Origin of the sequence: Pseudomonas sp. TREG-RG-20F-10-E-6-01 (genome assembly GCF_022662455.1) — a bacterium.
Taxonomy (GTDB): domain Bacteria; phylum Pseudomonadota; class Gammaproteobacteria; order Pseudomonadales; family Pseudomonadaceae; genus Aquipseudomonas.
Genome location: NZ_JAKNQP010000003.1, coordinates 379758 through 401768, shown reverse-complemented (window position 1 = coordinate 401768; position 22011 = coordinate 379758). Strand labels below are relative to the sequence as shown.

At 61.1% G+C, this 22011-nt stretch carries 23 protein-coding genes; 11 read left to right on the top strand and 12 right to left on the bottom strand.

The window, feature by feature from the left end; genetic code table 11:
- The first annotated feature begins 18 nt into the window (after positions 1-18).
- Positions 19-1569: a hypothetical protein gene (locus tag L8K08_RS12165; protein ID WP_242197117.1), complete on the top strand. Its 1551-nt coding sequence runs from the start codon at positions 19-21 to the stop codon at positions 1567-1569.
- 164 nt (positions 1570-1733) lie between these two features.
- On the opposite strand, the gene L8K08_RS12160 is transcribed toward L8K08_RS12165, so the two are convergent.
- The gene (locus tag L8K08_RS12160) at positions 1734-2336 is read right to left on the bottom strand and encodes a TetR/AcrR family transcriptional regulator (RefSeq protein WP_242197114.1); all 603 of its coding nucleotides are present in this window, start codon (positions 2334-2336) and stop codon (positions 1734-1736) included.
- An 81-nt stretch (positions 2337-2417) separates the two neighbouring features.
- On the opposite strand from L8K08_RS12160, the gene L8K08_RS12155 reads away from it, so the two are divergent.
- Positions 2418-3017, top strand: coding sequence for an NAD(P)H-dependent oxidoreductase (locus L8K08_RS12155; protein ID WP_145165635.1), 600 nt, complete (start codon positions 2418-2420; stop codon positions 3015-3017).
- Between the two features lies 1 nt (position 3018).
- Here the strand turns inward: L8K08_RS12155 and L8K08_RS12150 are convergent, their stop codons facing one another.
- Positions 3019-3408, bottom strand: a complete 390-nt coding sequence (locus L8K08_RS12150) for a hypothetical protein (protein WP_242197111.1) — start codon at positions 3406-3408, stop codon at positions 3019-3021.
- Between the two features lie 32 nt (positions 3409-3440).
- Positions 3441-4697, bottom strand: a complete 1257-nt coding sequence (locus L8K08_RS12145) for a 3-phosphoshikimate 1-carboxyvinyltransferase (RefSeq protein ID WP_242197108.1) — start codon at positions 4695-4697, stop codon at positions 3441-3443.
- Positions 4698-5026: 329 nt separating this feature from the next.
- Between L8K08_RS12145 and L8K08_RS12140 the strand changes: the two genes are divergently transcribed.
- On the top strand, positions 5027-5656 hold the full coding sequence (locus L8K08_RS12140) for a lytic polysaccharide monooxygenase auxiliary activity family 9 protein (protein WP_242197105.1): 630 nt from the start codon (positions 5027-5029) through the stop codon (positions 5654-5656).
- A 7-nt stretch (positions 5657-5663) separates the two neighbouring features.
- Here L8K08_RS12140 and L8K08_RS12135 read toward each other — a convergent pair whose 3' ends face one another.
- Together L8K08_RS12135 and L8K08_RS12130 are read right to left on the bottom strand one after the other, a co-directional pair.
- Positions 5664-6218: a UPF0149 family protein gene (locus L8K08_RS12135; RefSeq protein WP_145165631.1), complete on the bottom strand. Its 555-nt coding sequence runs from the start codon at positions 6216-6218 to the stop codon at positions 5664-5666.
- 60 nt (positions 6219-6278) lie between these two features.
- Positions 6279-7547: a chloride channel protein gene (locus tag L8K08_RS12130; RefSeq protein ID WP_242197102.1), complete on the bottom strand. Its 1269-nt coding sequence runs from the start codon at positions 7545-7547 to the stop codon at positions 6279-6281.
- A gap of 192 nt (positions 7548-7739) precedes the next feature.
- Here L8K08_RS12130 and L8K08_RS12125 point away from each other — a divergent pair, with 192 nt between their 5' ends.
- Both L8K08_RS12125 and nudC read left to right on the top strand, forming a co-directional pair.
- Positions 7740-8552, top strand: coding sequence for a crotonase/enoyl-CoA hydratase family protein (locus L8K08_RS12125; protein WP_242197098.1), 813 nt, complete (start codon positions 7740-7742; stop codon positions 8550-8552).
- 5 nt (positions 8553-8557) lie between these two features.
- Positions 8558-9391 (top strand): NAD(+) diphosphatase, encoded by an 834-nt coding sequence (nudC, locus tag L8K08_RS12120; protein ID WP_145165628.1) that lies wholly within the window; start codon positions 8558-8560, stop codon positions 9389-9391.
- Here nudC and L8K08_RS12115 read toward each other — a convergent pair.
- The 3 genes from L8K08_RS12115 to L8K08_RS12105 all read right to left on the bottom strand — a co-directional run bounded on the left by L8K08_RS12115 (position 9359) and on the right by L8K08_RS12105 (position 12113).
- Positions 9359-10138 carry a TSUP family transporter gene (locus L8K08_RS12115; protein WP_119741946.1) on the bottom strand — a complete coding sequence of 260 codons (780 nt, stop codon included), beginning with the start codon at positions 10136-10138 and terminating at the stop codon, positions 9359-9361. The two genes, nudC and L8K08_RS12115, sit on opposite strands and share 33 nt — an antisense overlap.
- A gap of 194 nt (positions 10139-10332) precedes the next feature.
- Positions 10333-11049 (bottom strand): phosphatidylcholine synthase, encoded by a 717-nt coding sequence (gene pcsA / locus L8K08_RS12110; RefSeq protein ID WP_145165627.1) that lies wholly within the window; start codon positions 11047-11049, stop codon positions 10333-10335.
- Between the two features lie 149 nt (positions 11050-11198).
- Positions 11199-12113, bottom strand: coding sequence for a class I SAM-dependent methyltransferase (locus L8K08_RS12105; RefSeq protein WP_242197095.1), 915 nt, complete (start codon positions 12111-12113; stop codon positions 11199-11201).
- A 191-nt stretch (positions 12114-12304) separates the two neighbouring features.
- Here L8K08_RS12105 and mdeB point away from each other — a divergent pair, with 191 nt between their 5' ends.
- Positions 12305-14983 (top strand): alpha-ketoglutarate dehydrogenase, encoded by a 2679-nt coding sequence (gene mdeB, locus L8K08_RS12100; RefSeq protein ID WP_242197091.1) that lies wholly within the window; start codon positions 12305-12307, stop codon positions 14981-14983.
- Between the two features lie 124 nt (positions 14984-15107).
- Here the strand turns inward: mdeB and L8K08_RS12095 are convergent, their stop codons facing one another.
- Both L8K08_RS12095 and L8K08_RS12090 read right to left on the bottom strand, forming a co-directional pair.
- Complete coding sequence (locus L8K08_RS12095; protein WP_145165625.1) at positions 15108-15596, bottom strand: DUF1289 domain-containing protein; 489 nt, start codon at positions 15594-15596, stop codon at positions 15108-15110.
- 152 nt (positions 15597-15748) lie between these two features.
- Positions 15749-16999 (bottom strand): ribonucleotide-diphosphate reductase subunit beta, encoded by a 1251-nt coding sequence (locus tag L8K08_RS12090; RefSeq protein WP_034108883.1) that lies wholly within the window; start codon positions 16997-16999, stop codon positions 15749-15751.
- Between the two features lie 328 nt (positions 17000-17327).
- Between L8K08_RS12090 and L8K08_RS12085 the strand changes: the two genes are divergently transcribed.
- The gene (locus L8K08_RS12085; protein WP_242197911.1) at positions 17328-17666 is read left to right on the top strand and encodes a GNAT family N-acetyltransferase; all 339 of its coding nucleotides are present in this window, start codon (positions 17328-17330) and stop codon (positions 17664-17666) included.
- 32 nt (positions 17667-17698) lie between these two features.
- Positions 17699-18325, top strand: coding sequence for a PAS domain-containing protein (locus tag L8K08_RS12080; RefSeq protein ID WP_145165623.1), 627 nt, complete (start codon positions 17699-17701; stop codon positions 18323-18325).
- Here L8K08_RS12080 and L8K08_RS12075 read toward each other — a convergent pair.
- Positions 18313-18693: a RidA family protein gene (locus tag L8K08_RS12075; protein ID WP_145165622.1), complete on the bottom strand. Its 381-nt coding sequence runs from the start codon at positions 18691-18693 to the stop codon at positions 18313-18315. The two genes, L8K08_RS12080 and L8K08_RS12075, sit on opposite strands and share 13 nt — an antisense overlap.
- Positions 18690-19655 carry a threo-3-hydroxy-L-aspartate ammonia-lyase gene (locus tag L8K08_RS12070; RefSeq protein WP_242197090.1) on the bottom strand — a complete coding sequence of 322 codons (966 nt, stop codon included), beginning with the start codon at positions 19653-19655 and terminating at the stop codon, positions 18690-18692. The genes L8K08_RS12075 and L8K08_RS12070 overlap by 4 nt, the downstream gene beginning before the upstream one ends.
- Positions 19656-19768: 113 nt before the next feature.
- On the opposite strand from L8K08_RS12070, the gene L8K08_RS12065 reads away from it, so the two are divergent.
- The 3 genes from L8K08_RS12065 (at position 19769) to L8K08_RS12055 (ending at position 21914) form a co-directional block, all read left to right on the top strand.
- Positions 19769-20386 carry an LpxA family transferase gene (locus L8K08_RS12065; RefSeq protein WP_242197909.1) on the top strand — a complete coding sequence of 206 codons (618 nt, stop codon included), beginning with the start codon at positions 19769-19771 and terminating at the stop codon, positions 20384-20386.
- A 92-nt stretch (positions 20387-20478) separates the two neighbouring features.
- Entirely contained in the window at positions 20479-20997 is a 519-nt protein-coding gene (locus tag L8K08_RS12060; protein ID WP_145165620.1) for a sigma-70 family RNA polymerase sigma factor, read from the top strand.
- Positions 20994-21914, top strand: a complete 921-nt coding sequence (locus L8K08_RS12055) for a FecR domain-containing protein (RefSeq protein ID WP_242197087.1) — start codon at positions 20994-20996, stop codon at positions 21912-21914. The genes L8K08_RS12060 and L8K08_RS12055 overlap by 4 nt, the downstream gene beginning before the upstream one ends.
- Positions 21915-22011 lie beyond the last annotated feature (97 nt).

Sequence of the window (22011 nt, the reverse complement as noted above, 5' to 3'; positions counted from 1 at the left end):
GGACAGTAAGAGTTCAATATGGAAAAAGATGAAGAGTACGTGGCGCTGTATCTGGAAAAGGAAACGGCGAAGATTCGTGCGGAGTTATTCAAAGAGAATCACGCGCTTCGATTGGAACTTGAACGGCTGAAATCTGACAGTGCGGGCCTATTGAAGGATGTAGAAAGCAAAATCTCAAGTGCGGAAAATAAGATTGCAGAGAAGGCAATCGATAAGATGTTTGCTTTTATCAACCAAGTGAAGAACTGGATAGGCGTGGCGGCACTGGTATTGACGGGGATCATTACGCTGAGTGCGTTTATTGGTTATAAAAATATCACCGATGTGCTGGTGACGTCATTCAAGGACCGCGTTGACAAATGGATGAGATTTGACGATGAGCAGAGTGAGGGGAGAAAGACGTTAGATGAACTCAGGACCGAAGCAATTATAAATGCCTATATGATACGGCTGGCAAGAGATTACTCACGGGTCAGTGAGTCATTCTTTCCAATCAATGGGCCGGAAGAAAAACTGCTGCTTGAGATCATCGAAGCCCCCCAGACAAGATACAGAGTATTCTCCGACGCGTTGTTGATTGTCGCAAAAAACCGTGGACCTTTTAGATTCGTCATCGCGGAGGACGACGTAGGCAAGCGAATAGCCGCCTTGCTAACGGTTGAGCAGATTTCTTCAGATAAAAAAATGCTGGTACTGGAACGGATGAAGGGCGATGGCGCCTTATTGCCGTATTCAACACGCATTTTGAATGACGCTGAACAGAACATTGCTGTGCGTATGGCGGCGTTCGAAAACGTAAAATTGTTCAAGCCAGACAGTGCGAAAAGTTTCGCAGAACAGAACGTGGGCAGCGCTCCGTCTAACGTAAAGAGTGAACTGATTCTCTACCTTGCAAGCGTGTCTGGAGTATATGAGCCGGCGTTGAAGTACATTCGTGAACTCGTTAAGGAAAAGCCTGAGTACTGGCAGTCGAATGTGATTCAAGTGGTTGCGCAGTTGGGTGAGACGTTAACCCCGACCGTGGAGCCAACGGCTTATAAGTTGGCTGACTTGTTCATTCCTGTTGTAGAGCTGGGCGGTAAAGTTAATATTTCTGACGTACTGTTTGGGCCCAAGCATGTTGCCATGCAATTGGGTGGGGCGTCGACGTCATTAAAAAAACCGGGTCGTATATTGAAAGATCCCGCGCTGGTTAAGGCCATTCTTACCCAAAAAGGCGACGACGTGGACTGGCTGGCCAAAGGCACTGACTTCTTTCAAGTGTCGGACAACGGCATCCTGCTTTCGACACTGATTGCAACGCCGGGTGCACGCGCGCAAATAGGCACTGAGGATGCATCACAGCTGACAGTGCAAACAGTCAGTGGTGATATATGGTTGCGTACGCAGAGCCTGCCGGGCGGGCAGCAATTGTTGGCGACGTGGCGCGACAAAATATCCGGTATTGTTCATACGGAAAAGGTCATCAGCATCAGTAACGTGCAAGCCTTCAGTTATAAAATATCGTTTGATGAAAAACTGCTGGAGTCACTCACCTATGACTACCGGTCTGTCACTGATCATTTGTAATACTTCGCCCTCCACCCATCAGGCGTCATGAAAAAACTCCCCACGGGCTAAAAGTGGGGAGTTTTTTTTCGCGGCCTCAAGCCTTAAGGCTTGGCCAGGTTCCAGGTACCGTACTCAGGTAAACACCCGTCACGACGCTTTATTCCTGCGGCGCAAATAATGATTTACCCGCGGCTGCGATTGACCATGCTCAGGATCGTCGCGAGCAGCTCCTGCTGCGCCTCATCGCGGCTGATCTCGCCGCTGGCTGCCGCCTGGGACAGCGCCTCCGCCGCGCCCAGCATCGCCCGCAAGCCGGCTTGCGGCACGGTGGCGCCGGGTGCAAACGGCGCCAGGGCGTCGCGGCACTTGTCGAGAAAGATCGCCTCGTATTTGCGCTTGAGGGTTTCCAGTTCCGGCGAACTGCTCAACGCAGCAATCACCCCCGGAATTTCCCGCCCCTGCAGCAACACACAATCGACATAGCACGCGGCGATCACCTGCGCGCGGTCATCGAGTGTCGCGCCACTGCTATCGAGGGCTTCGGCAAACAGCTGGTTCTGGCGCCCGTCGAAATCTTCGTACAGCGCGGCGAGCAAGCCTGCGCGGGTGACGAAATGGTCATAGACCACCGGCTTGGTGACGCCCGCCAGTTCCGCGAGACGGCCCAGGGTCAGCGCTTCGGTGCCTTCCTCGCGCACCAGTTGCCAGGCCACATCGAGCAGTTGGCGCAGACGATCTTCGCGCGCAAGGCGCCGGCGTGGAGCAGGGGATTCAGTGCTTGACATGCTTATATACCAAAAGTAACTTGATGGGGTAACTTACTAAAAGTAGTTTAGCCCAGCCTAAACGCAAAGGGAGTCAATGTCATGCATGCTCTGATCGTTGTTGCTCATCACGACCCGCAATCGCTCACCCACAGCCTCGCCGCGCAAGTGGCGGCAGGGCTCACCGAGGCCGGCCACACGTTCGAGATCGCCGACCTCGCCGCCGAAGGTTTCGACCCACGCTACACCGCTGCCGACCACCGCGTGCACCGCAGCCGTGCCGCGCCACCGGCCGACATCCTCGCTGAGCAAGCACGCATCGACCGCGCCGACGCGCTGGTCATGGTGTTCCCGATCTACTGGTGGTCGCTGCCGGCCTTGCTCAAAGGCTGGGTCGACCGCGTGTTCGTCAACGGCTGGGCCATCGACTACGGTCCCGATACGCCAGTGGTGAAAAAACTGCGGCACTTGCAGGTGCACCTGCTGGCGGTCGGTGCAGCCGATGAAAGCGCATTTGATCGCCACGGCTATGCCAAGGCGATGCGCACGCAAATTGACTACGGGATTTTTGATTATTGCGGTGCTCAGGTGGTGACGTCCGAGTTGCTGCTGGAATCCGAGAGCGGGGGGGCGCAAGCGCATTTACAGGCGGCGAAGGTCGTGGGGCTGGGCCTGTTTGAGGACGAAACCGTAGCCGGGTGATTCAACCTTCGCGAAACAGGTCGTGGGCATCGAGCAAGCGGTAGGCAATCTCCGGGCGTTTTTCCATGCCGCGACGAATCGCTGCGGGAATCGATTGTCGGGTCCTGCGACACATGCCCGGCAGGTCGTCGATGACGATCTGAATCCCGCGCATGCTTTTGACCTCGGTGTGCCCCGGTGCGACATGCACGCGGATGCCCAATTGCTCGTACATCCGCTGTTGCATGTGTTCGAGGTCTTGCAGGCTTTTGAGGTCTTCGAGGCGCTCGAGCAGGCGTTTTTCTTCCTGGCGTGTCAGGTGAAGAATGCGCAGGTCGGCGTCGGGCGCTTGCAGCAGTTGCTCACGCTCGCACACGCAGGCGCCGGGTGGGCAGGGCGGGCGAATCGTCATGTGCATTCCCTCCCCATTCCGACGCCGCTGCTTCAGTAGCTCAGTGCGACCCCAAGACTGCCCAAGGCCTTCCAGTACTCAGGATAGGTCTTGGCCACGCAGTCCGGGTCTTGAATACGGATACCCGAGACCTTCAACCCGGCCAGCGCAAAGCACATGGCGATGCGGTGGTCGGCGTGGGTGTCGATCAGCGCGTTGCACGTGGTGCCGGCCAGTGCAGGGTCGCTGGCGACCAGCAGGTCATCGCCTTCGATGGTGGCCAGGCCGGGGCGAATTTCGTTGAGGCCATCGTGCAGCGCCTGCACCCGGTCACATTCCTTCACGCGCAGGTTGGCCAGTTCAGTGAAGCGCACCGGGGTGTTATTGAAGGCGGCCAAGACTGCCAGGGTCGGGATCGCGTCCTGCATTTGCGAGCCGACCACGTTGGCCTGCATGTTCGGGAACTGGGCGATCACGGCCTGGGCCTTGGCGTCCGGCTGAGTGAAGTCCTGCGCCGCCACGCCGATGTCAATGCGCCCGCCGGTCAACACTTCAGCGGCCCACAGGTACGTTGCAGCGGAGGCATCGGGTTCGATCAGGTAGTCATGGGCGGTGTAGCCGGTGGGGGCGACGCGCCAGGTGGTGTCGTCGACCACTTCGACCTGTGCGCCAAAGGCACGCATGCAGTCCAGGGTCAGGTCCACGTAGCCACGGGCGCCAATGTCCTTGCCGGTCAGTGCCACTTCAATCGGCGCTTCGCCGCAGGCGGCAAGCATGAGCAAGGCCGACACGTACTGGCTGGACAAACCGCCGTCGATTTCAAAGCGTTTGGCCTGGACCTTGCCCACGCCGTGCACGGTCACCGGCGGGCAACCCGTGGGGCTGTCGACGCGGATGCCGTTCTGGCCAAGGGTGGCCAGCAGCGGGCCGATCGGGCGTTTTTGCATGTAGTCGTCGCCGTCCAGCACCACGGTGCCTTCGACCGTTGCCACGGCTGCCGTGAGAAAACGCATCGCGGTGCCGGCATTGCCGAGGAACAACGGCTGCGCGGGCAATTGCAGTTTGCCGGAGCCGGTGACCACGAAGGTGGTGTCATCCGGCTCATCGATGGTCACGCCCATCTGGCGCAGGGCCACCGACATGTGGCGGGTGTCATCGCTTTTCAGCGCGCCGCTCAAACGGCTGGTGCCCTTGGCCAGCGCCGCCAGCAACAGGGCGCGGTTGGTAATGGATTTGGAGCCGGGAGGAGCGACCTTGCCGTTCAGGGGGAAATTGGGCGGTGTAACGGTCACGGTTTTCTGCGAACTCAAGGTACAAGGCTCCTGATCAAGGCAAGGTGGTGTGGAGTGGCCGACGGGCGGACCCGAATAATCAGCCAAACACGCCACGCTTGTCGAGCAGGGATCGTTGTACGGCGCGTATTACGGCGTGATCCACTTGCGGACAGGGCGTGTAGCCTTGCTGCCCTTAGCTGGGTAGGACAAGCAACCCTCGCGGTGCAGGACAACAGCCTTTACTCCGCGAAACGGCGTCGCTGTACGAATGTTCCGAAAGAAGCATCGACTGGACAATAAAACCCACCGCGGTAAGTTTGAGGCACGCCCCATGACGGGGCGCTTTCAATCAAGGAGTGAATGAAATGAACAAACCTCAGACGCAACTCAGACACGGCCGTGTCGTGACCCCCGCCAGCCGAGGCTCGGTGGCCGTGGAACGTGGGCTGCTGGGCAACTGGCAAGTCAACGAAATGGAAGGCGGCAAGAACTTCCCGGCACTCACCGCCGGGCCTTTCCCTGCGCCATATCAAACCGATGATCAAAGCGTCACGCCGCCGGCCGACGGGCACATCCTGAGCGGCGGCAAAACCGACGAGCGCGATTGCCTCAACTTCACCGACGAGGAAATGAGCAAAAAGCTCAACACCCCGTTCACTTGGCCATTGCTCAATGTCGAGGCCGGCCAGGTGTTCAAGGTGCAGTGGGAATACACCGCTGCCCACGTCACCCGGGGTTATCGCTGGCTCATCACCAAGGATGGCTGGGACCCCAAACAGCGCATCAGCCGCGCCCAGCTTGAGGCAAAGCCATTCTTTGAAGACTTCTACACCCAGGTGCCGTATTACCAGCACGCCGATGAGATGAAAGCCAAGGTCGAACACCAGGTGACTTTGCCCAAGGGCAAAAAGGGTCGCCACGTGATGGTGTTGATGTGGATCGTGGCCAACACCGGCAACGCCTTCTATCAGGCGTTTGACCTGGACTTCAAATAAGCCCGGCTCAGCGTTTGCTCAACCAGTAATCATGTAGCGCCCGCGCAGCCGGTTCGATTGCGCTGACCCGCTGTTGATGGGCGTTTACATCCAGGTCCGCCGGCAATTCGAAGTTGTCCTGCTCGGCGCACCAGGAAATTTTCTCCAGTTGCCCGGCCAGTTCGGCGGGCAATTCGGGCCAGTGGCCGATCGCGGCGCCACGGATATAGCCAAAGCACCATTCCTCCGCCAGGGTGACGACGTGGCCCTGATGCTCCGTGTCATCAAAGCGAGCCTTGAAGCCTTGCGCGTCGGTTGCCAACTGCGCGGCCAGGGTATTCATATGGCGCACGCACAGTTCGAGAAAACGTTGGGCCTCTTCCACACTTTCCCAGTCCGGGTTCTGCCCACCCCAGATCGCCGGGAACCACTCAGCGACGTCCACTTGCGCCGGGCTTGAGACCAGCGCAGTGAAGTAGCCGTCGAGTTCGGCCAGGTTCAGCACCGAGTGATCGTCGCCGTACTTGAGCAGGGTTTCTTCGATGAATTCGAAATCGGCGGGGGCGAGGGGTTGGGCGTGCATGGCAATTCCTTTGAGCGTCGAGCGCCGCTTCGGGGCGGCTTAAAGCGCGAAGGATGGCGCTTAGGCGGGCTTTTTTCCAGCGTTTTCCCAGCGCGCAAGCAGTTTGCTCACGCACAGCGAGCCGACCACCGCCAGGATGATCGGCACCAGAAAGTCATGCTCGATTCGGGTAAATTCCGCCACCAGCACAATTGCCGTCAGCGGCATGCTCATGCTCGCCGCCAGGAACGCCGCTGCGCCGATGATCGCAAACGCGCCCAGTGGCACGCCGGGCCACGCCAGGCTCCAGGCGCCGCCAAGGATGATCGCCAGCAGCGCGCCATTGGCCAGGGCCGGGGTCAGCAGCCCGCCTTCGGCCCCGGCGCGCAGGCTGCTGGCCGTGATCAGCACTTTGACCAGCAGCAGGATGGCGGCCAGGCCGATTGTCAGTTCATTGTCGAAACCCAGTTGCGCCGGGCCCTTGCCGTTGCCGAGGATCTGCGGCAGCAGCATGGCCAGCGCACCGATGAGGGTGAAGTTGATCAACGCCAGTACCGGCAAACGCCAGCCGCGCGCGGCGTTTGCCCTGGCGGCACTGGTAAAGCGAATGAAACCATAGGCCGCCACGCCAAACACCGGGCCACACGCCACGGCCCAGGCGATCAACGTCGGGCTCAGCAGAAAATGCGGCACCACGTATTGCGACTCTGCGCCAAGGCCGATCCACGCCACCGAAGCCCCAATCGCCGACATTGCCAACGCAATCACCGCCGCTGGCCAGCTGAATGCGCCGACCAGCACTTCCAGCACAAACACCGCGCCGCCCAATGGCACGTTGTACACCGCCGCCAGGCCTGCACCCGCGCCGCAGGCGACGATCAGCCGATGCATCGACGGTTCCAGTCGCGCCCGTTGCGCTAACCATGTGGCCGCCAGCGCGCCGACTTCGCGCGGCGCCACTTCACGCCCCAGCGGCGAGCCGAGGGCCACGGTGACAATTTGCAGGATGGCGTGGGCGAGGGTGGTCTTGGGCGGCATGATCGGCATCTTTTCGCCAACCGCCTGCTTGATGCTCACCAGTGGGCGGCCGTAGCGATAAATCGTCCACCAGCCCACACCCGCAACCAGGCCGCACATGACCAAGACCACTAACCGACGCTGCGGTGCGGCTGCGGTCACGCCCAAAAGAAAGGTTTCATGGCTGATCAGGCTGTCGAGGCTGTAGCCGTACGCCAGGTGCTGAATGGCGTGCAGCAGCAACGCCAGGAGCATCCCGCCAAGCCCGGCGCCAATGCCAGTCAGCACGACCACCAGGGCCAGAATCAACGATGAGCGAAACGTGGTCGGCATAGACGGCTCCAGGAAATGGCCCAGATTGTATAGCCGATAAAGTCGCGTCCCTGGGTGAAATGTATCGGCAGGCCATGAACCGCGGCCCCACAACATTTCATTACGTTTGCCAGTCCCGTTTTTGGCCGATGCGCCGCCGCGCTCCCTTGTTATAGTTCGGCCCTTATCACTCGCCAGTCAGGGATCACTGCCATGTCCGAATACCAAGCTTTCGTCGTCGAGCTCAGCGGCAACGTTGCCCATGTGCAGATCAACCGCCCGGAAAAGATCAACGCGATGAACGCGGCGTTCTGGACCGAGATCATCGACATCTTCCAGTGGGTCGAAGACACCGACGCCGTGCGCGCCGTGGTGCTCAGCGGCGCCGGCAAGCATTTTTTTTCCGGCATCGACCTGATGCTGCTGGCCTCGGTGGCCAACGAGTTCGGCAAGGACGTGGGCCGCAATGCGCGCTTGTTGCGCCGCAAGATCCTTGAGCTGCAAGCCTCGTTCAACGCCGTCGACAATTGCCGCAAACCGGTGCTGGCGGCGATCCACGGCTACTGCATCGGCGGCGCCATCGACTTGATCAGTGCCTGCGACATGCGCTACGCCGCCGAAGACGCGCAGTTCTCGATCAAGGAAATCGACATCGGCATGGCCGCCGACGTGGGCACCCTGCAGCGCCTGCCGCGCATTGTCGGCGACGGCATGCTGCGTGAACTGGCTTACACCGGCCGCCAGTTCGGGGCTGAGGAAGCGCGCAGCATCGGCCTGGTCAATCGCGTGTATGCGGACCATGCAAGCCTGTTGGCCGGCGTGATGGACATTGCCCAGCAAATCGCCGCCAAGTCGCCGATTGCCGTGACCGGCACCAAGGCGATGATCAGCTACATGCGTGACCATACGGTCAATGATGGTCTGGAATACGTTGCCACCTGGAACTCGGCTATGTTGCAATCCAACGACCTGCGCGTGGCCATCGCGGCCCATATGAGTAAGCAGAAACCCGAATTCGTGGATTGACTGACATGACCCCAGGCTGGATTACCACAACGCTGCTGGACAACGACGCCCCCGGTGGCTGGGCCGTTGCCCGCAGCCGTGAAGGCTTTTTGCATGACACCAATGGCCCGCTGTTTGCGCGCGAATGGCTTAAGCGCCAGGACCTGTCGGTGTTCGCCGAACACGGCATCGGCCACCTCGACGGTGAGCCGGTGTACCTGCTGGAACTGAACTCGGCAAGTGACGTGCCGGGCTGCAGCTGGCAGGGTTTGCGCGCGTTCATGCTGCAGGGCGACCACACACTGTACAAAGTGCTCGGCTACGCGGCGCAGATCGGCACCTGGGCGCGCGAGCACCGGTTTTGCGGCAGCTGCGGCCAGGCCATGGTCCAGGTGCCGCGTGAGCGTGCGATGCATTGCCCGGCCTGCGACCTGCGCAGCTACCCGCGCATTTCGCCGAGCATGATCGTGTTGGTGACCCGGGGCGACGAGATCCTGCTGGCGCGTTCGCCGCGTTTTGTCACGGGCGTCTACAGCACCTTGGCCGGGTTCGCCGAGCCGGGTGAGTCGGCCGAAGACTGCCTGATCCGCGAGGTGCGCGAGGAAGTGCAGGTGGAGGTCAAGAATATCCAGTACATGGGCAGCCAATGCTGGCCGTTCCCGCATTCGATGATGCTCGGCTTCCATGCCGAATATGCCGGTGGCGACATCGTGCCCCAAGCCGACGAGATCGAGGACGCGCAGTGGTTCAACATCCACGACCTGCCGCCATTGCCGGCGTCACGGTCGATTGCGCGTTACCTGATCGACCTCTACCTGGCCCGTCGTTTAGGCCACGCTGAACCAGTGTTGCCAGGCTAGGCGCACGGTCAGGCCAAGGACCACGGTGATAAACACCGGGCGAATGAATTTGGCGCCGCCGCTGATCGCGCTGCGTGCGCCAAAGAACGCGCCGCACATTACCGAGAAGCCCATCGCCAGGCCGACGATCCAGTCCACCGAGCCGTTGAAGATGAACACCGACAGCGCCGCCGCGTTGCTGACGAAGTTCATGCTGCGCGCTACGCCGCTGGCCTTCACCAGGTCGATGGGGTGCAGCAGCATCGTGCTGACCGTCCAGAACGCGCCGGTGCCGGGGCCGGCCACGCCGTCGTAGAAGCCCAGGCCGAAGCCCTGGGTGGATTGCCATTTTTTCTTGATCGGCGCGTCGGCATCCAGCGGCGCCTTGGGCGTGCCGCCAAACAGCAGGTACACACCGCAGCCGAATACGATCACCGGGAGCATTTTGTTCAGGGTTTCGGCGGGCAGGTAGTGCGCGACCACCGCGCCGGCGAGGGCGCCGATCAGCGTGCCGACGATGGCATGCACCCACTGGCGCGGGTGAAAGAGTTTGCGCCGGTAGAAGGTAAAGCTGGCCGTGGCCGAGCCAAAGGTGGAACTGAGTTTATTGGTGCCCAGCACCAGGTGGGGCGGCATGCCGGCGGTCAGCAGGGCTGGCGTGGTGAGCAGCCCGCCGCCGCCGGCGATGGCATCGATGAAGCCGGCGATAAAGGCCACGATGGCCAGGATGGCGAGGGTGGTGAGGTCTACGCTGAGTTCGAAGGGCATGGGCAGGGCTTATTCTTGGCAGGGCGCAGCAAAGGGGCTGCGCCAAAGGTCGTCATCTTACCTGCCGGATGTACACAGATCCAAATGTGGGAGCGGGCTTGCCTGCGATAGCGGTGGGGCAGGCCCAACTGCTGTAACTGACCCGGCGCCATCGCAGGCAAGCCAGCTCCCACCTTTAAACCGTGCCCGCCTTGCTATTTATGGGTTCCCAGCCACTCCAGCGCTGTGCGCCACACACAAATGCCGAGGAAATACGCCGACATCAGCGACCACAACCCGAACGTCCATGGGTTGGTATTCGGGTAGTCCACCACCATCAAAAAGCTGCACAACAACCAGATTGTGGTGACGGCAATGTTGATCGGCATAAAGCGCTTCACCCGGAACGGGTGCAAAAACTTCATCGGCGTCACGGTCAGCAGCGCCAGGCCAATCACCGTCAGCAAGGTGACCCAGGCGTCCGGCTGAATGATGTACACGCACAGGGCAACCACGTTCCAGGCGGCGGGGAAGCCGACGAAGTAGTTGTCCTTGCTCTTCATGTTCACATTGCAAAAGCAGAACAGCGACGACACCAGAATCACCGACACCGTAAACAGGTGAGTGAAGTCCGGCAGGTCGATATAGCGGTAGATGAACAGCGCCGGAATAAACACATACGTCAGGTAATCAATCACCAGGTCCAGCACCGAGCCATCGAAGCTTGGCAGTACCGTGCTGACATTCACTCGTCGGGCCAGGGAGCCGTCAACGCCATCGACTACCAGTGCCAGGCCCAGCCAGAGCAGGCAAGCCTTGGGTGAGTTTTCCAGCAGCGCAAGCGTGGCCAAAAAGGCCAGCACCACGCCAGTGGCAGTAAAGCCGTGGGCGCCCCAGGCTTTGAGTCTGGCTACATGCAGGGTCGATATCACGGGCGGTTCTCCAAAAGGTCAAACAGGGCAGCCGACAACGTAACGCCGTCGAGTCTGGCCAGGGAATGCAGGTATCGACCGGGAAGGGGGGGATAAGGTTCACCACCCCGGTGTACCACTTAGCGTAGCAAGCGCAGGACGTTTCAGCATCAACCCTGACGGAACACCAGCGCCTTCAAGCCACTTTGGGGGTCGATATCCGGAAATTCAGGCGGGTTTTGCAGCCGCTCCACAAAGCGCAGGCCCGGTGCTTCGCGGGTGACGCCGTCGATCAGGAAGTCTTCGCCAAACGCCGGGTCGTTCATGCACGCCAGTACGCTGCCCTGTGGCGTGAGCAAATCCGGCAGCCGGCGCAGCACGCGCTGGTAGTCCTTGGTCAGCAGGAAACTGCCTTTCTGGAAGGACGGCGGATCGATGATGACCAAGTCATAAGGCCCGCTGTGGGTGACCTTGGCCCAGGACTTGAACAGGTCATGGCCCAGAAACGTAACGTTGCTCAGGTCGTGACCGTTCAGGCGATGGTTGTCGCGGCCACGGCTGAGGGCGCCACGGGCCATGTCGAGGTTGACCACATGGTCGGCCCCGCCTTCGATGGCCGCGACCGAAAACCCGCAGGTATACGCGAACAAATTGAGTACGCGCTGGCCCTTGGCCTGCTCACGCACCCAGTGACGGCCGTAACGCATGTCGAGGAACAGCCCGCTGTTCTGTTTTTTTCCCAGATCGATCAAGTAACGCAGGCCGTCTTCGGTGATGGTCAGCTCATCAACAGCGTCGCCCACCAGCCACTCAGTAGTGCTTTGCGGCAGGTAGCGGTGTTGCAGGGCGACGGTATAGGCGCCGAGCTGTTCTTTGAGCATCTGTTTCAACGCGTCCAGCTGTTCGGCCTCCGGCGCTTTGAACAGCGACACCAGAATCACCCCTTGCAACCAGTCCACCGTCAGTTGTTCCAGGCCCGGCCAGCAGCGGCCACGGCCGTGGAACAGTCGCCGGGTCTCGGCGGGCGGGCTGGCCAGGGCGGTGAGCAGGTGGGCGTGCAGGGTGGCGAGTGCGTCTGGGGTCATCGGTCAGCGTCGGTCATTGAGCGGGCGGCATTTTAAACACAGTTGCAGTGTTACGTGTGGCTTGAGCACAACGTGCTGGAAAAAAGCAGATTGGCAGTGATTCATGCTCAAAATGCTCGAACCTGCGCCTGATAACAGGCAAAAAATTCTTTAGCACCAGCATAAACTGGAAAAAAAGCCCGGAGGTGCGCATGAATGGTTTCGCCAGTGCAGTCAATCACACGGCGTTGGATCAAGTAGAGCTGGACGAGTGGCGTGACGCGCTGGCCTCGCTGGTGGCCAACGCCGGACCCGAACGAGCGCGGCAGGTCCTCGACCTGCTGGCCCGCGAAGGCAGCGCCCCGCACATCGACTGGAAACCCCGCCACGGCACGCCGTACATCAACAGCATCAGCGTTGCGCAGCAGCCGGCGTTTCCCGGTGACCTCGCCACGGAAGAGCGCCTGGCCTCGCTGGTGCGCTGGAACGCGCTGGCCATAGTGGTGCGCGCCAACCAGGCGTACGGCGAACTGGGTGGCCATATCGCCAGCTACGCCAGTGCCGCCGATTTGTTCGAAGTGGGCTTCAACCACTTTTTCCGCGCCCGCAACGAAGATTTTGGCGGCGACCTGGTGTTCTACCAGCCGCATTCCGCGCCGGGCATTTATGCGCGTGCCTATCTGGAAGGCCGCTTGAGCGAAGACGATCTCGCACACTACCGCCAGGAGATCGGCGGGCAACAAGCGGGCGCACTGGGTCTCTCCAGCTACCCGCACCCGTGGCTGATGCCGGACTTCTGGCAGTTCCCCACCGGTTCCATGGGGATCGGCCCGATCAGCTCGATTTTCCAGGCGCGTTTCATGCGCTACCTGCAGCATCGTGGGCTGCTCGACACCACCGACCGTCACGTCTGGGGTGTGTTCGGCGACGGCGAAATGGACGAACCGGAAAGCATGTCGGCCCTGACCCTGGCCGCCCGCGAAGGCTTGGACAACCTGACCTGGGTGGTCAACTGCAACCTGCAACGCCTTGACGGCCCAGTGCGCGGCAATGGGCGCATCGTCGACGAACTGGAGGCGTTATTTGCCGGGGCCGGCTGGAATGTGATCAAGCTGGTCTGGGGTTCAGACTGGGACGCCTTGCTTGCCAAGGACAGCGACGGCTCGCTGGTGAGCACGCTGTCGCAGACCGTCGACGGGCAATTCCAGACCTTCGCCGCCAAAGACGGCGCCTACAACCGTGAGCACTTTTTCGGCCAGAGCGAGTCACTGGCCAAGTTGGTCGAGGGCATGAGTGACGAGCAAATCGACCGTCTCAAGCGTGGCGGCCACGACATGGTCAAGATCCACGCTGCCTACCACGCCGCGCGCCGGGTCAAGGGCCAGCCGACGGTGATTCTGGCGCAGACCAAAAAGGGCTTCGGCATGGGCGAAGCCGGGCAGGGCAGGATGACCACGCACCAGCAGAAGAAGCTTGATCGGCAAGCGCTGATTGCCTTCCGTAATCGCTTCCAGTTGCCGCTGACCGACGAGCAGACCGAATCGCTGAGCTTCTTCAAGCCGGCCGACGACAGCCTTGAACTGCGCTACCTGCATCAACGCCGCCAGGCGCTGGGCGGTTACGTACCGAGTCGCAGCCAGATCGCAGCGCCGGTGGCGGTGCCGCCGGTGACGGGTTACGCCGGTTTCGCCACGGCGGCTGACGGCAAGGAGATGTCCACCACCATGGCCTTCGTGCGCATGCTCACCAACCTGCTCAAGGACAAGGCCCTCGGCCCGCGCATCGTGCCGATCGTGGCGGATGAGGCGCGCACCTTCGGCATGGCCAACCTGTTCAAGCAAATCGGCATCTATTCCAGCGTCGGCCAGCGCTACGAGCCCGAAGACATCGGCTCGATCCTCAGCTACCGCGAAGCCACCGACGGGCAGATCCTCGAGGAAGGCATCAGCGAAGCCAGTGCCATCAGCTCGTGGGTGGCAGCGGCCACCAGTTACTCGGTGCACGGCCTGCGCATGTTGCCGTTCTACATCTATTACTCGATGTTCGGCTTCCAGCGCGTCGGCGACCTGATCTGGGCTGCCGCCGACCAGCGCGCCCGCGGCTTCCTGCTTGGCGCCACGGCCGGGCGCACCACCCTGGGCGGCGAAGGGTTGCAGCACCAGGACGGCAGCAGCCACCTCAGCGCCGCCGCCGTGCCTAATTGCCGCGCCTACGACCCGGCGTTTGCCGGCGAGTTTGCGGTGATCCTCGACCACGGCATGCGCCAGATGCTCGAGCACGATGTGGACGAGTTCTACTACGTAACGCTGATGAACGAAAACTACCCGCAGCCGAGCCTGCCGCAGGGCGTGGAGTCGGCGATCATCAAAGGTATGTACCGCTTGCAAGGTGCGTCAGATGCCCAAGTGCGCCTGTTGGGTTCGGGCACGCTGCTGCGCGAGGCCCAGGCTGCCGCGCAGTTACTGGCCGAGGATTGGCAGGTTGCGAGCGAGGTGTTCAGCGTCACCAGTTACAGTGAGCTGGCGCGGGATGCGCGGGAAGTGGAGCGGTGGAATCGCTTGCATCCCCAGGACGCCAAGCGCGTCAGCCATGTAAATGACTGCTTGCCCAACGGCGCGCCGGTGATTGCGGTGTCCGACTATGTGCGGGCGGTGCCGCAGATGATTGCTTCTTACCTCAATTGCAGCTACACCGTGCTCGGCACCGACGGTTTTGGCCGCAGTGACACACGGGCGGCGTTGCGGGATTTCTTTGAAGTAAATCGCCATCACCTGGTGCTGGCGGCGCTGACAGCGTTGGCGGAGCAGGGGAGTGTGGCGCGGGAGGTGTGTCAGCAGGCGATTGAGCGCTATGGCTTGCAGACAGAACGGGCGGGTTCCTGGATGTCCTGAACCACACACACATCAAATGTGGGAGCTGGCTTGCCTGCGATAGCGGAGTGTCAGTCGACAAATTTATTGACACGTCCACTGCTATCGCAGGCAAGCCAGCTCCCACAGAGTTTTGTGGTGGGTGTTAGAACGTGGCAATCAGGGCTGGCCCAAACGCTTCCTTCAGAAACCCCGGTGCGATGTAGCGCTCGTAGTGCGCCTCGGACAACAGAAAAAACTCGCGATCAATCGCGTCGCGTAAATCAGTCAGGTTGCGCTCCCGAAATTCCGGCAACAACGCCAGGCCATACGCATCCAGTCTGGAAATCACCCGCGCACCCCGCGCAATCAACTGGTACGCCCAGCAATACGGCGACTGGTGGGGCACAAACCGAATTTTGCGGTCTTCCAACTGCTGGCGCAGGCGCTGCGGGTCAAGCACTTCCAGCTTGCTGGCCATCACCTGCACCAGCAACTGTTCCAGGCGCTGCCACACTGCCTGCTTCTCGTCGGCGCTGTAGCCATTCCACTGAATCACCTCATGGTGATAACGCTTGCAGCCCCGGCAGACCAAGTCCCCGTAAACGGTGGAGCACAGGCCGACGCAGGGCGTTTTGATGGTTTGATTGGGCATAAAGGGCAATTTGCAAAGTCTATAGAGCACCGCAGACCCAATGTGGGAGCGGGCTTGCCCGCGAATGCGGTGAGTCAGTCACCGGATGCATCGACTGACACACTGTATTCGCGAGCAAGCCCGCTCCCACACGTTTAGATCTGTGTTGTTGATCAGTCCCAGCTCAGCGCGCCGCCGGTCTGGTACTCGATCACACGGGTTTCGAAGAAATTCTTCTCTTTCTTCAAGTCCATAATCTCGCTCATCCAAGGAAACGGATTCGTCGTCCCTGGATACTCTTCCTTCAAGCCAATCTGCGACAGGCGACGGTTCGCGATGAACTTCAGATAGTCCTCCATCATCGCCGCATTCATGCCGAGAACACCGCGAGGCATGGTATCGCGCGCATATTCAATCTCCAGCTGAGTCCCTTGCAGGATCATCTGGGTCGCTTCTTCCTTCATCTCGGCATCCCACAAGTGCGGGTTTTCGATTTTGATCTGGTTGATCACATCGATACCGAAGTTCAGATGCATCGACTCGTCGCGCAGGATGTACTGGAACTGTTCGGCCACGCCGGTCATTTTGTTGCGACGGCCCATCGACAGGATCTGGGTGAAGCCGCAGTAGAAGAAGATGCCTTCCAGCACGCAGTAGTAAGCGACCAGGTTACGCAGCAACTCTTTGTCGGTCTCGACGGTGCCGGTTTCGAACTTCGGATCGGAGATCGAACGGGTGTACTTCAGGCCCCAAGCGGCCTTTTTAGCGACCGATGGAATCTCGTGGTACATGTTGAAGATCTCGCCTTCATCCATGGCCAGCGATTCGATGCAGTACTGGTAGGCGTGGGTGTGGATCGCTTCTTCGAAGGCCTGGCGCAGGATGTACTGGCGGCATTCCGGGTTGGTGATCAGGCGGTACACGGCCAAGACCAGGTTGTTGGCAACCAGGGAGTCGGCGGTGGAGAAGAAGCCGAGGTTGCGCATGACGATGCGGCGTTCGTCGTCGGTCAGGCCTTCGGGGTTTTTCCACAGGGCGATGTCGGCGGTCATGTTGACCTCTTGCGGCATCCAGTGGTTGGCGCAGCCGTCGAGGTACTTTTGCCAGGCCCAGTCGTACTTGAAGGGCACGAGTTGGTTGAGGTCAGCGCGGCAGTTGATCATGCGCTTTTCGTCGACGGCGACGCGGGCGGCGGAGCCTTCCAGCTCAGCGAGGCCTTCGGCGACGTCGAGTTTGTCCAGGGCGGCCTTGGCGCGCACGATGGCGGCGGAGTCGTTGGCCGTCACGTTGCGCGCTTCCAGTGCGGCCGCGGCGCCGGCGCCGTCAAGGCGGTCCATGTTGGCTTCGCTGGCATGCCCGGCGTTGGCGCCCTTGATCACCGCTGCACCGGTGTCTTCGTTGTCGACTTCATCCCAACTCAGCATTGAAATACTCCTTCCTGATCTGTTCTGACGGCGTGTTAACCCGTCCAAAAATATGCGGTTTGCAGGCTACCTGGCATTGAAATGCTGCGCATAGTGTGGTCGGTAATTACCGATACTGCACACTATGTAGTGGTCTGTTTTGTTTGTGGGCACACTATATGGTGTGTAACAAAGTAGGTCAACGCACAAGATGTGCGGTCATCGGTCGCTGCCCGGCGCCCATTCAGCTATAAAGCCTGGGTTCACTGGCCACACACGCAAACTCAAGGGAATGAAAAAAATTCTGATCCGCGCAGCCGCCCAGGAAGACGCCTAAAGCATCTTGGCCGTGCATCAAAACTCGGTCGAAAACCTGTGCAACGCCGATTACGGCCCTGAGCAGATTGCAATGTGGCTCGATGGTCGCTCGCCTGAGACGTGCCGCGCGGCCATTGCCGCGGGCAGCCTGTGGCTGGCGTATACCGATAGCCTGCAAGGTTTCGTCGAGATTGACGGCCATCAAATCAGCAAATTGTTCGTGCGCGGTGATGCGGCCGGGCAGGGCATTGGTGCGCGTTTGCTATGTGAAGCCTTGCAGCACATCCAACACGCGGGCCATGCCACGGCCTACCTGGAAGCAACCCTTCCATGGTTGAAACGCCGCAATGAGGGACCGCGGCCAAATTGACGTCCTGTCCAGGACTGGATATGTTGTCTTGCATGAAAAAGACCTCTCCCGAACAAACCACGCTGATCAGCCAGCTCGAACAGATCGCCGAAGGCTTGAGCAAAACCTTCAGCCCGTTCTGTGAAGTGGTGCTGCACGACTTGCGCGACCCGCAGCACGCGATTCTGGCGATCCACAACAACCTCTCCGGGCGCCAACCCGGTGACCCGGCCACCGAACTGGGCCTGGCGCGCATTGCCGACCCGGACTACCCGCAGGTCCTCGCCAACTACCAGAACCAGTTCGCCGATGGGCGCCAGGTCAAAAGCACGTCGATCGGCATCAAGGACACCAGCGGCAAGTACGTCGCGGCTTTGTGCATGAACGTCGATCTCTCGTTGTTCCGGGGCTTGCAGAGCATGCTGGAGCAGTTTGGTTCAGTCAGTGGCGACCAGCCCAATGAGTCCCTCGACCCGTCCGGCGCCGATGTGATTCGTGCGCGTATTGACCAGTTCGCCGCACGCCTGGCGACCACGCCGCGGGCACTCAAGGCGGCGGATCGGCGGCTGCTTCTGCAAGAGCTCAAAGACTCCGGCTGCATGGACGTTCGCCGGGCCATGGAAACTGTCGCCTCGCACCTGGGCGTGTCGCGCGCGGCGGTCTACACCTACGCCAAGTAACGCGCCAGCGCTTCAATCTCTACCAGATACCCGTGATGCAACTCAGGCACCGGCACCACCGCGCGGGCAGGGCGGTGCTCGCCCAGCGCGGCGGCGTAAATTCGATCAAATTCCGGCCAGTGGTTAACCCCGGCCACGTACACCGTGACCTTCACCAAGTCCTGGGGCGAACCGCCAGCGGCTTTCAAGATCGCCAACACATTGTCCAGCGCCACCTGCGCCTGTTCGGCAAACGACGCCTCAAGGTTGTGGCGACCCTGCGCGCTGACTGGCAATTGCCCGGAGATATACAGTGTGTCGCCATGGCGGACGGCCTGCGAATAATGCCCTGCTGGCGGCGCGGCAGTCGCGGTGTGAATGATGTTCATGGCGCCTCGCTGAGCAGGGCGGCGTAGCGCTGGATATCGACGTTGCCGCCGGTGACGATAAGCCCCACGCGCTGGCCCTTGAACCGCTCGCCCAGTTGGCGCAACGCAGCCAGGCCCAGGCAGCCGGTGGGTTCCACTACCATCTTCACGCGCTGCATGAAAAAGCGCATGGCCTCCACCAACTGCGCGTCGGAGACGGTGAAGATGTCGTTCACCTGATCACGGATGATCGGGAAGGTGTAGTTGCCCAAGTGTTGGGTTTGCGCACCGTCGGCAATGGTCGCCGGCGTGTCGATGTGCACAATGCTGCCGGCACGCAAGGAGCGCTGGCCGTCATTGCCGGCCTCCGGTTCGACGCCGAACAGTTGGCAATCCGGCGCCAGTGCACGGGTCGAAAGTGCTGTGCCTGAGAGCATGCCACCGCCGCCCAGGCCGACGAAGAGCGCGTCCAAAGGGCCGGTGAATTCCAGCAGTTCCTTGGCGGCCGTGCCTTGGCCGGCGAGGATGTGCGGGTGATCGTAAGGCGGGATCAGCGTCATCCCTTGCTCGATGGCCAGGGTACGGCCGATGTGCTCGCGGTCCTCGGTGAAACGGTCATACAGCACCACGCTCGCGCCATATTCACGGGTCGCGGCAACCTTGGCGGCCGGCGCGTCGGTGGGCATCACAATCGTCGCCGGCATGCCCAGCAAACGCGCCGCCAGCGCGATGCCTTGGGCGTGGTTACCCGAAGAAAACGCCACCACGCCGGCCCTGCGCTGCTGCGCATCAAACTGCGAGAGGGCGTTGAACGCGCCGCGAAACTTGAACGAGCCGGTGCGTTGCAGGTGCTCACATTTGATGAACACTTCGGCGCCGGATTCGGCGTTGAGGGTGCGCGAGGTGAGCACCGGCGTGGTGTGCGCGAAGCCCTCCAGGCGCTGGGCGGCGGCGATGACGTCTTGATAGGTAGGCAATTGCATGCGACGGACCTTGTGTGCGTGTCTGGATAAAATATCCATATCAAGACAAATAGTAAAGTTTGCTGTGTTCATGCTAGCGTTTCGAGCTTCTCTGAATGCTCGAGGGTTCGACGTTGATCCGACTCACCGACTACATCGCCAACCTTGCCCAATCACCGCTGGCGCCGTGGGCCGACCTGGCACCCTGGGTGTTGGTCGCCCAGGCGCCCGCCATCGTGCGCCAATTGCTCACCGAACTGGCGCTTGATGATTACGTCATTCACGATGAAATCGCCGTGCACCGTACCGCGACGGTCGAACCCGGCGCTTTGCTCAAGGGCCCATTGATCATCGGCGCCGAGTGTTTTATCGCCAGCGGTTCGCTGCTGCGTGGTGGCTGCTGGCTGGAGGCGCAGTGCATCATCGGCCCAGGCGCCGAACTGAAAACCTCATTGGTATTCAAGGGCAGCAAGCTGGCGCATTTCAATTTTGTCGGCGATTCGGTGCTTGGCCACGGGATCAACCTGGAGGCGGGCAGCATCGTCGCCAACTACCGCAATGAGCGGGTGGACAAGGAGGTGCTGGTGCGCATTGACGGGCAGTTACAGCGCACCGGTTGCGACAAGTTCGGCGCGTTGCTCGGCGATCAGTGCCGGATTGGCGCCAATGCGGTGCTGGCGCCGGGTGCCGTGTTAGCCCCTGCCAGTGTGATCGGGCGCGGGCAAGTGTTCGACGCAGAAACGGCTGTATAAACGCAATGTTGAAAAGGGCATGGTGCACCGGCACGATATTAAATAGAATGAATCTCATTTGAGACTCACTCGCGCCGCGCAGGTCGCTTGCCATGAATGATGCTGTTGTCCCGACCCACGCCGCCGAACCCACCTTGTCGAGTTTGTACCGCGACCACCGCAGCTGGCTCGAAAGCTGGCTGCGGCGGCGCCTGGGCAATGCCTGGGATGCGGCGGACCTGAGCCAGGATACGTTCCTGCGCGTGCTCGCCAGTGCCCAGCCGATTGCGCAGATGCAGGAGCCGCGCGCGTACCTGGTGACGGTCGGCAAGCGTTTGCTGGTCAACTTTCATCAGCGGCGCAGTCTTGAGCAGGCTTACTTGACGGCCTTGGCAAGCCTTCCGCACACCTGTGTGCCTTCGCCGGAGCAACGCTGGTTGTTGCTGGAAACCCTGCAGGCGCTGGATGAGTTGCTCGACGGTTTGCCCGTGCTGGTGCGCCGCGCATTTTTGTGGAGCCAACTTGAAGGCCTGGGTTATCGCGAGATTGCCGAGCGGCTCGACGTTTCTGAGCGCACGGTGAAACGCTACATGGCGCACGCTTACGAACATTGTTTGCTGGCAGAGCTGTGAGCCGCGAGGTCGCGCGCGCCGCCGCGCAGTGGCTGGCCTTGCTGGAATCCGGCGCGGCCACCGAACGTGATCACGCCGCGTTGCAGCAGTGGCGTGACAGCCACCCCCAGCACGAACTGACCTGGCAGAAAGCCCAGGCCCTGCGCCAGCGTTTCAACGACGTGCCGCCGGCATTGGCCATGGCCAGCCTCGACCGCCCGCAACCGTCGCGGCGGGCCATTCTCAAGCGTGCGCTGGGTGTGGCGGCGCTGGTGCCGACCGCCTGGCTGGTCAGCCGGCAGTTGCCCATCGAGGCATGGCGGGCCGGCGTGCACACCGCCACCGGCGAGCGCCGGCGCCTGCCGTTGGCCGATGGCAGCAGCGTGCAACTCAACACGGCCACGGCGGTGGATGTTGATCTCCAGCAGCGGCGCATCACGTTGGTAGACGGTGAGCTGGCCGTGAATGTGCCGGGCGCGGCGTCGATGACCGTGAACACCCGCTACGGCGAGGTTCACGTCAGCCAGGCCGAAGTGTGTGTGCGGCAATTGGCGTCCGGTTGTTTAGTCTCGGTGCTCAAGGGCGTGGTGCAGGTGCGCGACGTGCAGGGGCACGTGGCGTCATTGAGCAGCGGGCAGCAGGCGCCGTTGCAGGCCAAAGGGCTTGGCGCCTGGATAGCGTTCGATGCGCTGCAACTGGGCTGGCGCGACGGCGTGTTGACCGCACAGAACCAGCCGCTGGGGGATTTTCTGCGCGAACTGTCGCGTTATCGCCCAGGCGTGTTGCGCTGGGACCCGAGCCTGGAAATGCTACGCGTCACCGGCAGCTTCCGGCTGGACGACACCGACCGCATCCTCACGCTGCTGTCCCAGACGTTGGGGTTTGAGGTGCGAGCGCGGACGCGGTATTGGGTGACCTTGAGCCGCACGCTGGTTTGACGCTTTAACCCTTGGTGGCCGCGATCAACTCGGCCGCCACCAGGAACATCCACGCCAGGCTCGGGATCGAGCGCAGCCCGGCAAACGTGGGCTCCAG

Excerpts from the sequence above, each read along its gene's own strand:
- L8K08_RS12165 (WP_242197117.1), top strand. The coding sequence starts at position 19 with ATGGAAAAAGATGAAGAGTACGTGGCGCTGTATCTGGAAAAGGAAACG.
- L8K08_RS12160 (WP_242197114.1), bottom strand. The coding sequence starts at position 2,336 with ATGTCAAGCACTGAATCCCCTGCTCCACGCCGGCGCCTTGCGCGCGAA.
- L8K08_RS12155 (WP_145165635.1), top strand. The coding sequence starts at position 2,418 with ATGCATGCTCTGATCGTTGTTGCTCATCACGACCCGCAATCGCTCACC.
- L8K08_RS12150 (WP_242197111.1), bottom strand. The coding sequence starts at position 3,408 with ATGACGATTCGCCCGCCCTGCCCACCCGGCGCCTGCGTGTGCGAGCGT.
- L8K08_RS12140 (WP_242197105.1), top strand. The coding sequence starts at position 5,027 with ATGAACAAACCTCAGACGCAACTCAGACACGGCCGTGTCGTGACCCCC.
- L8K08_RS12135 (WP_145165631.1), bottom strand. The coding sequence starts at position 6,218 with ATGCACGCCCAACCCCTCGCCCCCGCCGATTTCGAATTCATCGAAGAA.
- L8K08_RS12130 (WP_242197102.1), bottom strand. The coding sequence starts at position 7,547 with ATGCCGACCACGTTTCGCTCATCGTTGATTCTGGCCCTGGTGGTCGTG.
- L8K08_RS12125 (WP_242197098.1), top strand. The coding sequence starts at position 7,740 with ATGTCCGAATACCAAGCTTTCGTCGTCGAGCTCAGCGGCAACGTTGCC.
- nudC (WP_145165628.1), top strand. The coding sequence starts at position 8,558 with ATGACCCCAGGCTGGATTACCACAACGCTGCTGGACAACGACGCCCCC.
- L8K08_RS12115 (WP_119741946.1), bottom strand. The coding sequence starts at position 10,138 with ATGCCCTTCGAACTCAGCGTAGACCTCACCACCCTCGCCATCCTGGCC.
- L8K08_RS12105 (WP_242197095.1), bottom strand. The coding sequence starts at position 12,113 with ATGACCCCAGACGCACTCGCCACCCTGCACGCCCACCTGCTCACCGCC.
- mdeB (WP_242197091.1), top strand. The coding sequence starts at position 12,305 with ATGAATGGTTTCGCCAGTGCAGTCAATCACACGGCGTTGGATCAAGTA.
- L8K08_RS12095 (WP_145165625.1), bottom strand. The coding sequence starts at position 15,596 with ATGCCCAATCAAACCATCAAAACGCCCTGCGTCGGCCTGTGCTCCACC.
- L8K08_RS12090 (WP_034108883.1), bottom strand. The coding sequence starts at position 16,999 with ATGCTGAGTTGGGATGAAGTCGACAACGAAGACACCGGTGCAGCGGTG.
- L8K08_RS12080 (WP_145165623.1), top strand. The coding sequence starts at position 17,699 with ATGAAAAAGACCTCTCCCGAACAAACCACGCTGATCAGCCAGCTCGAA.
- L8K08_RS12075 (WP_145165622.1), bottom strand. The coding sequence starts at position 18,693 with ATGAACATCATTCACACCGCGACTGCCGCGCCGCCAGCAGGGCATTAT.
- L8K08_RS12070 (WP_242197090.1), bottom strand. The coding sequence starts at position 19,655 with ATGCAATTGCCTACCTATCAAGACGTCATCGCCGCCGCCCAGCGCCTG.
- L8K08_RS12060 (WP_145165620.1), top strand. The coding sequence starts at position 20,479 with ATGAATGATGCTGTTGTCCCGACCCACGCCGCCGAACCCACCTTGTCG.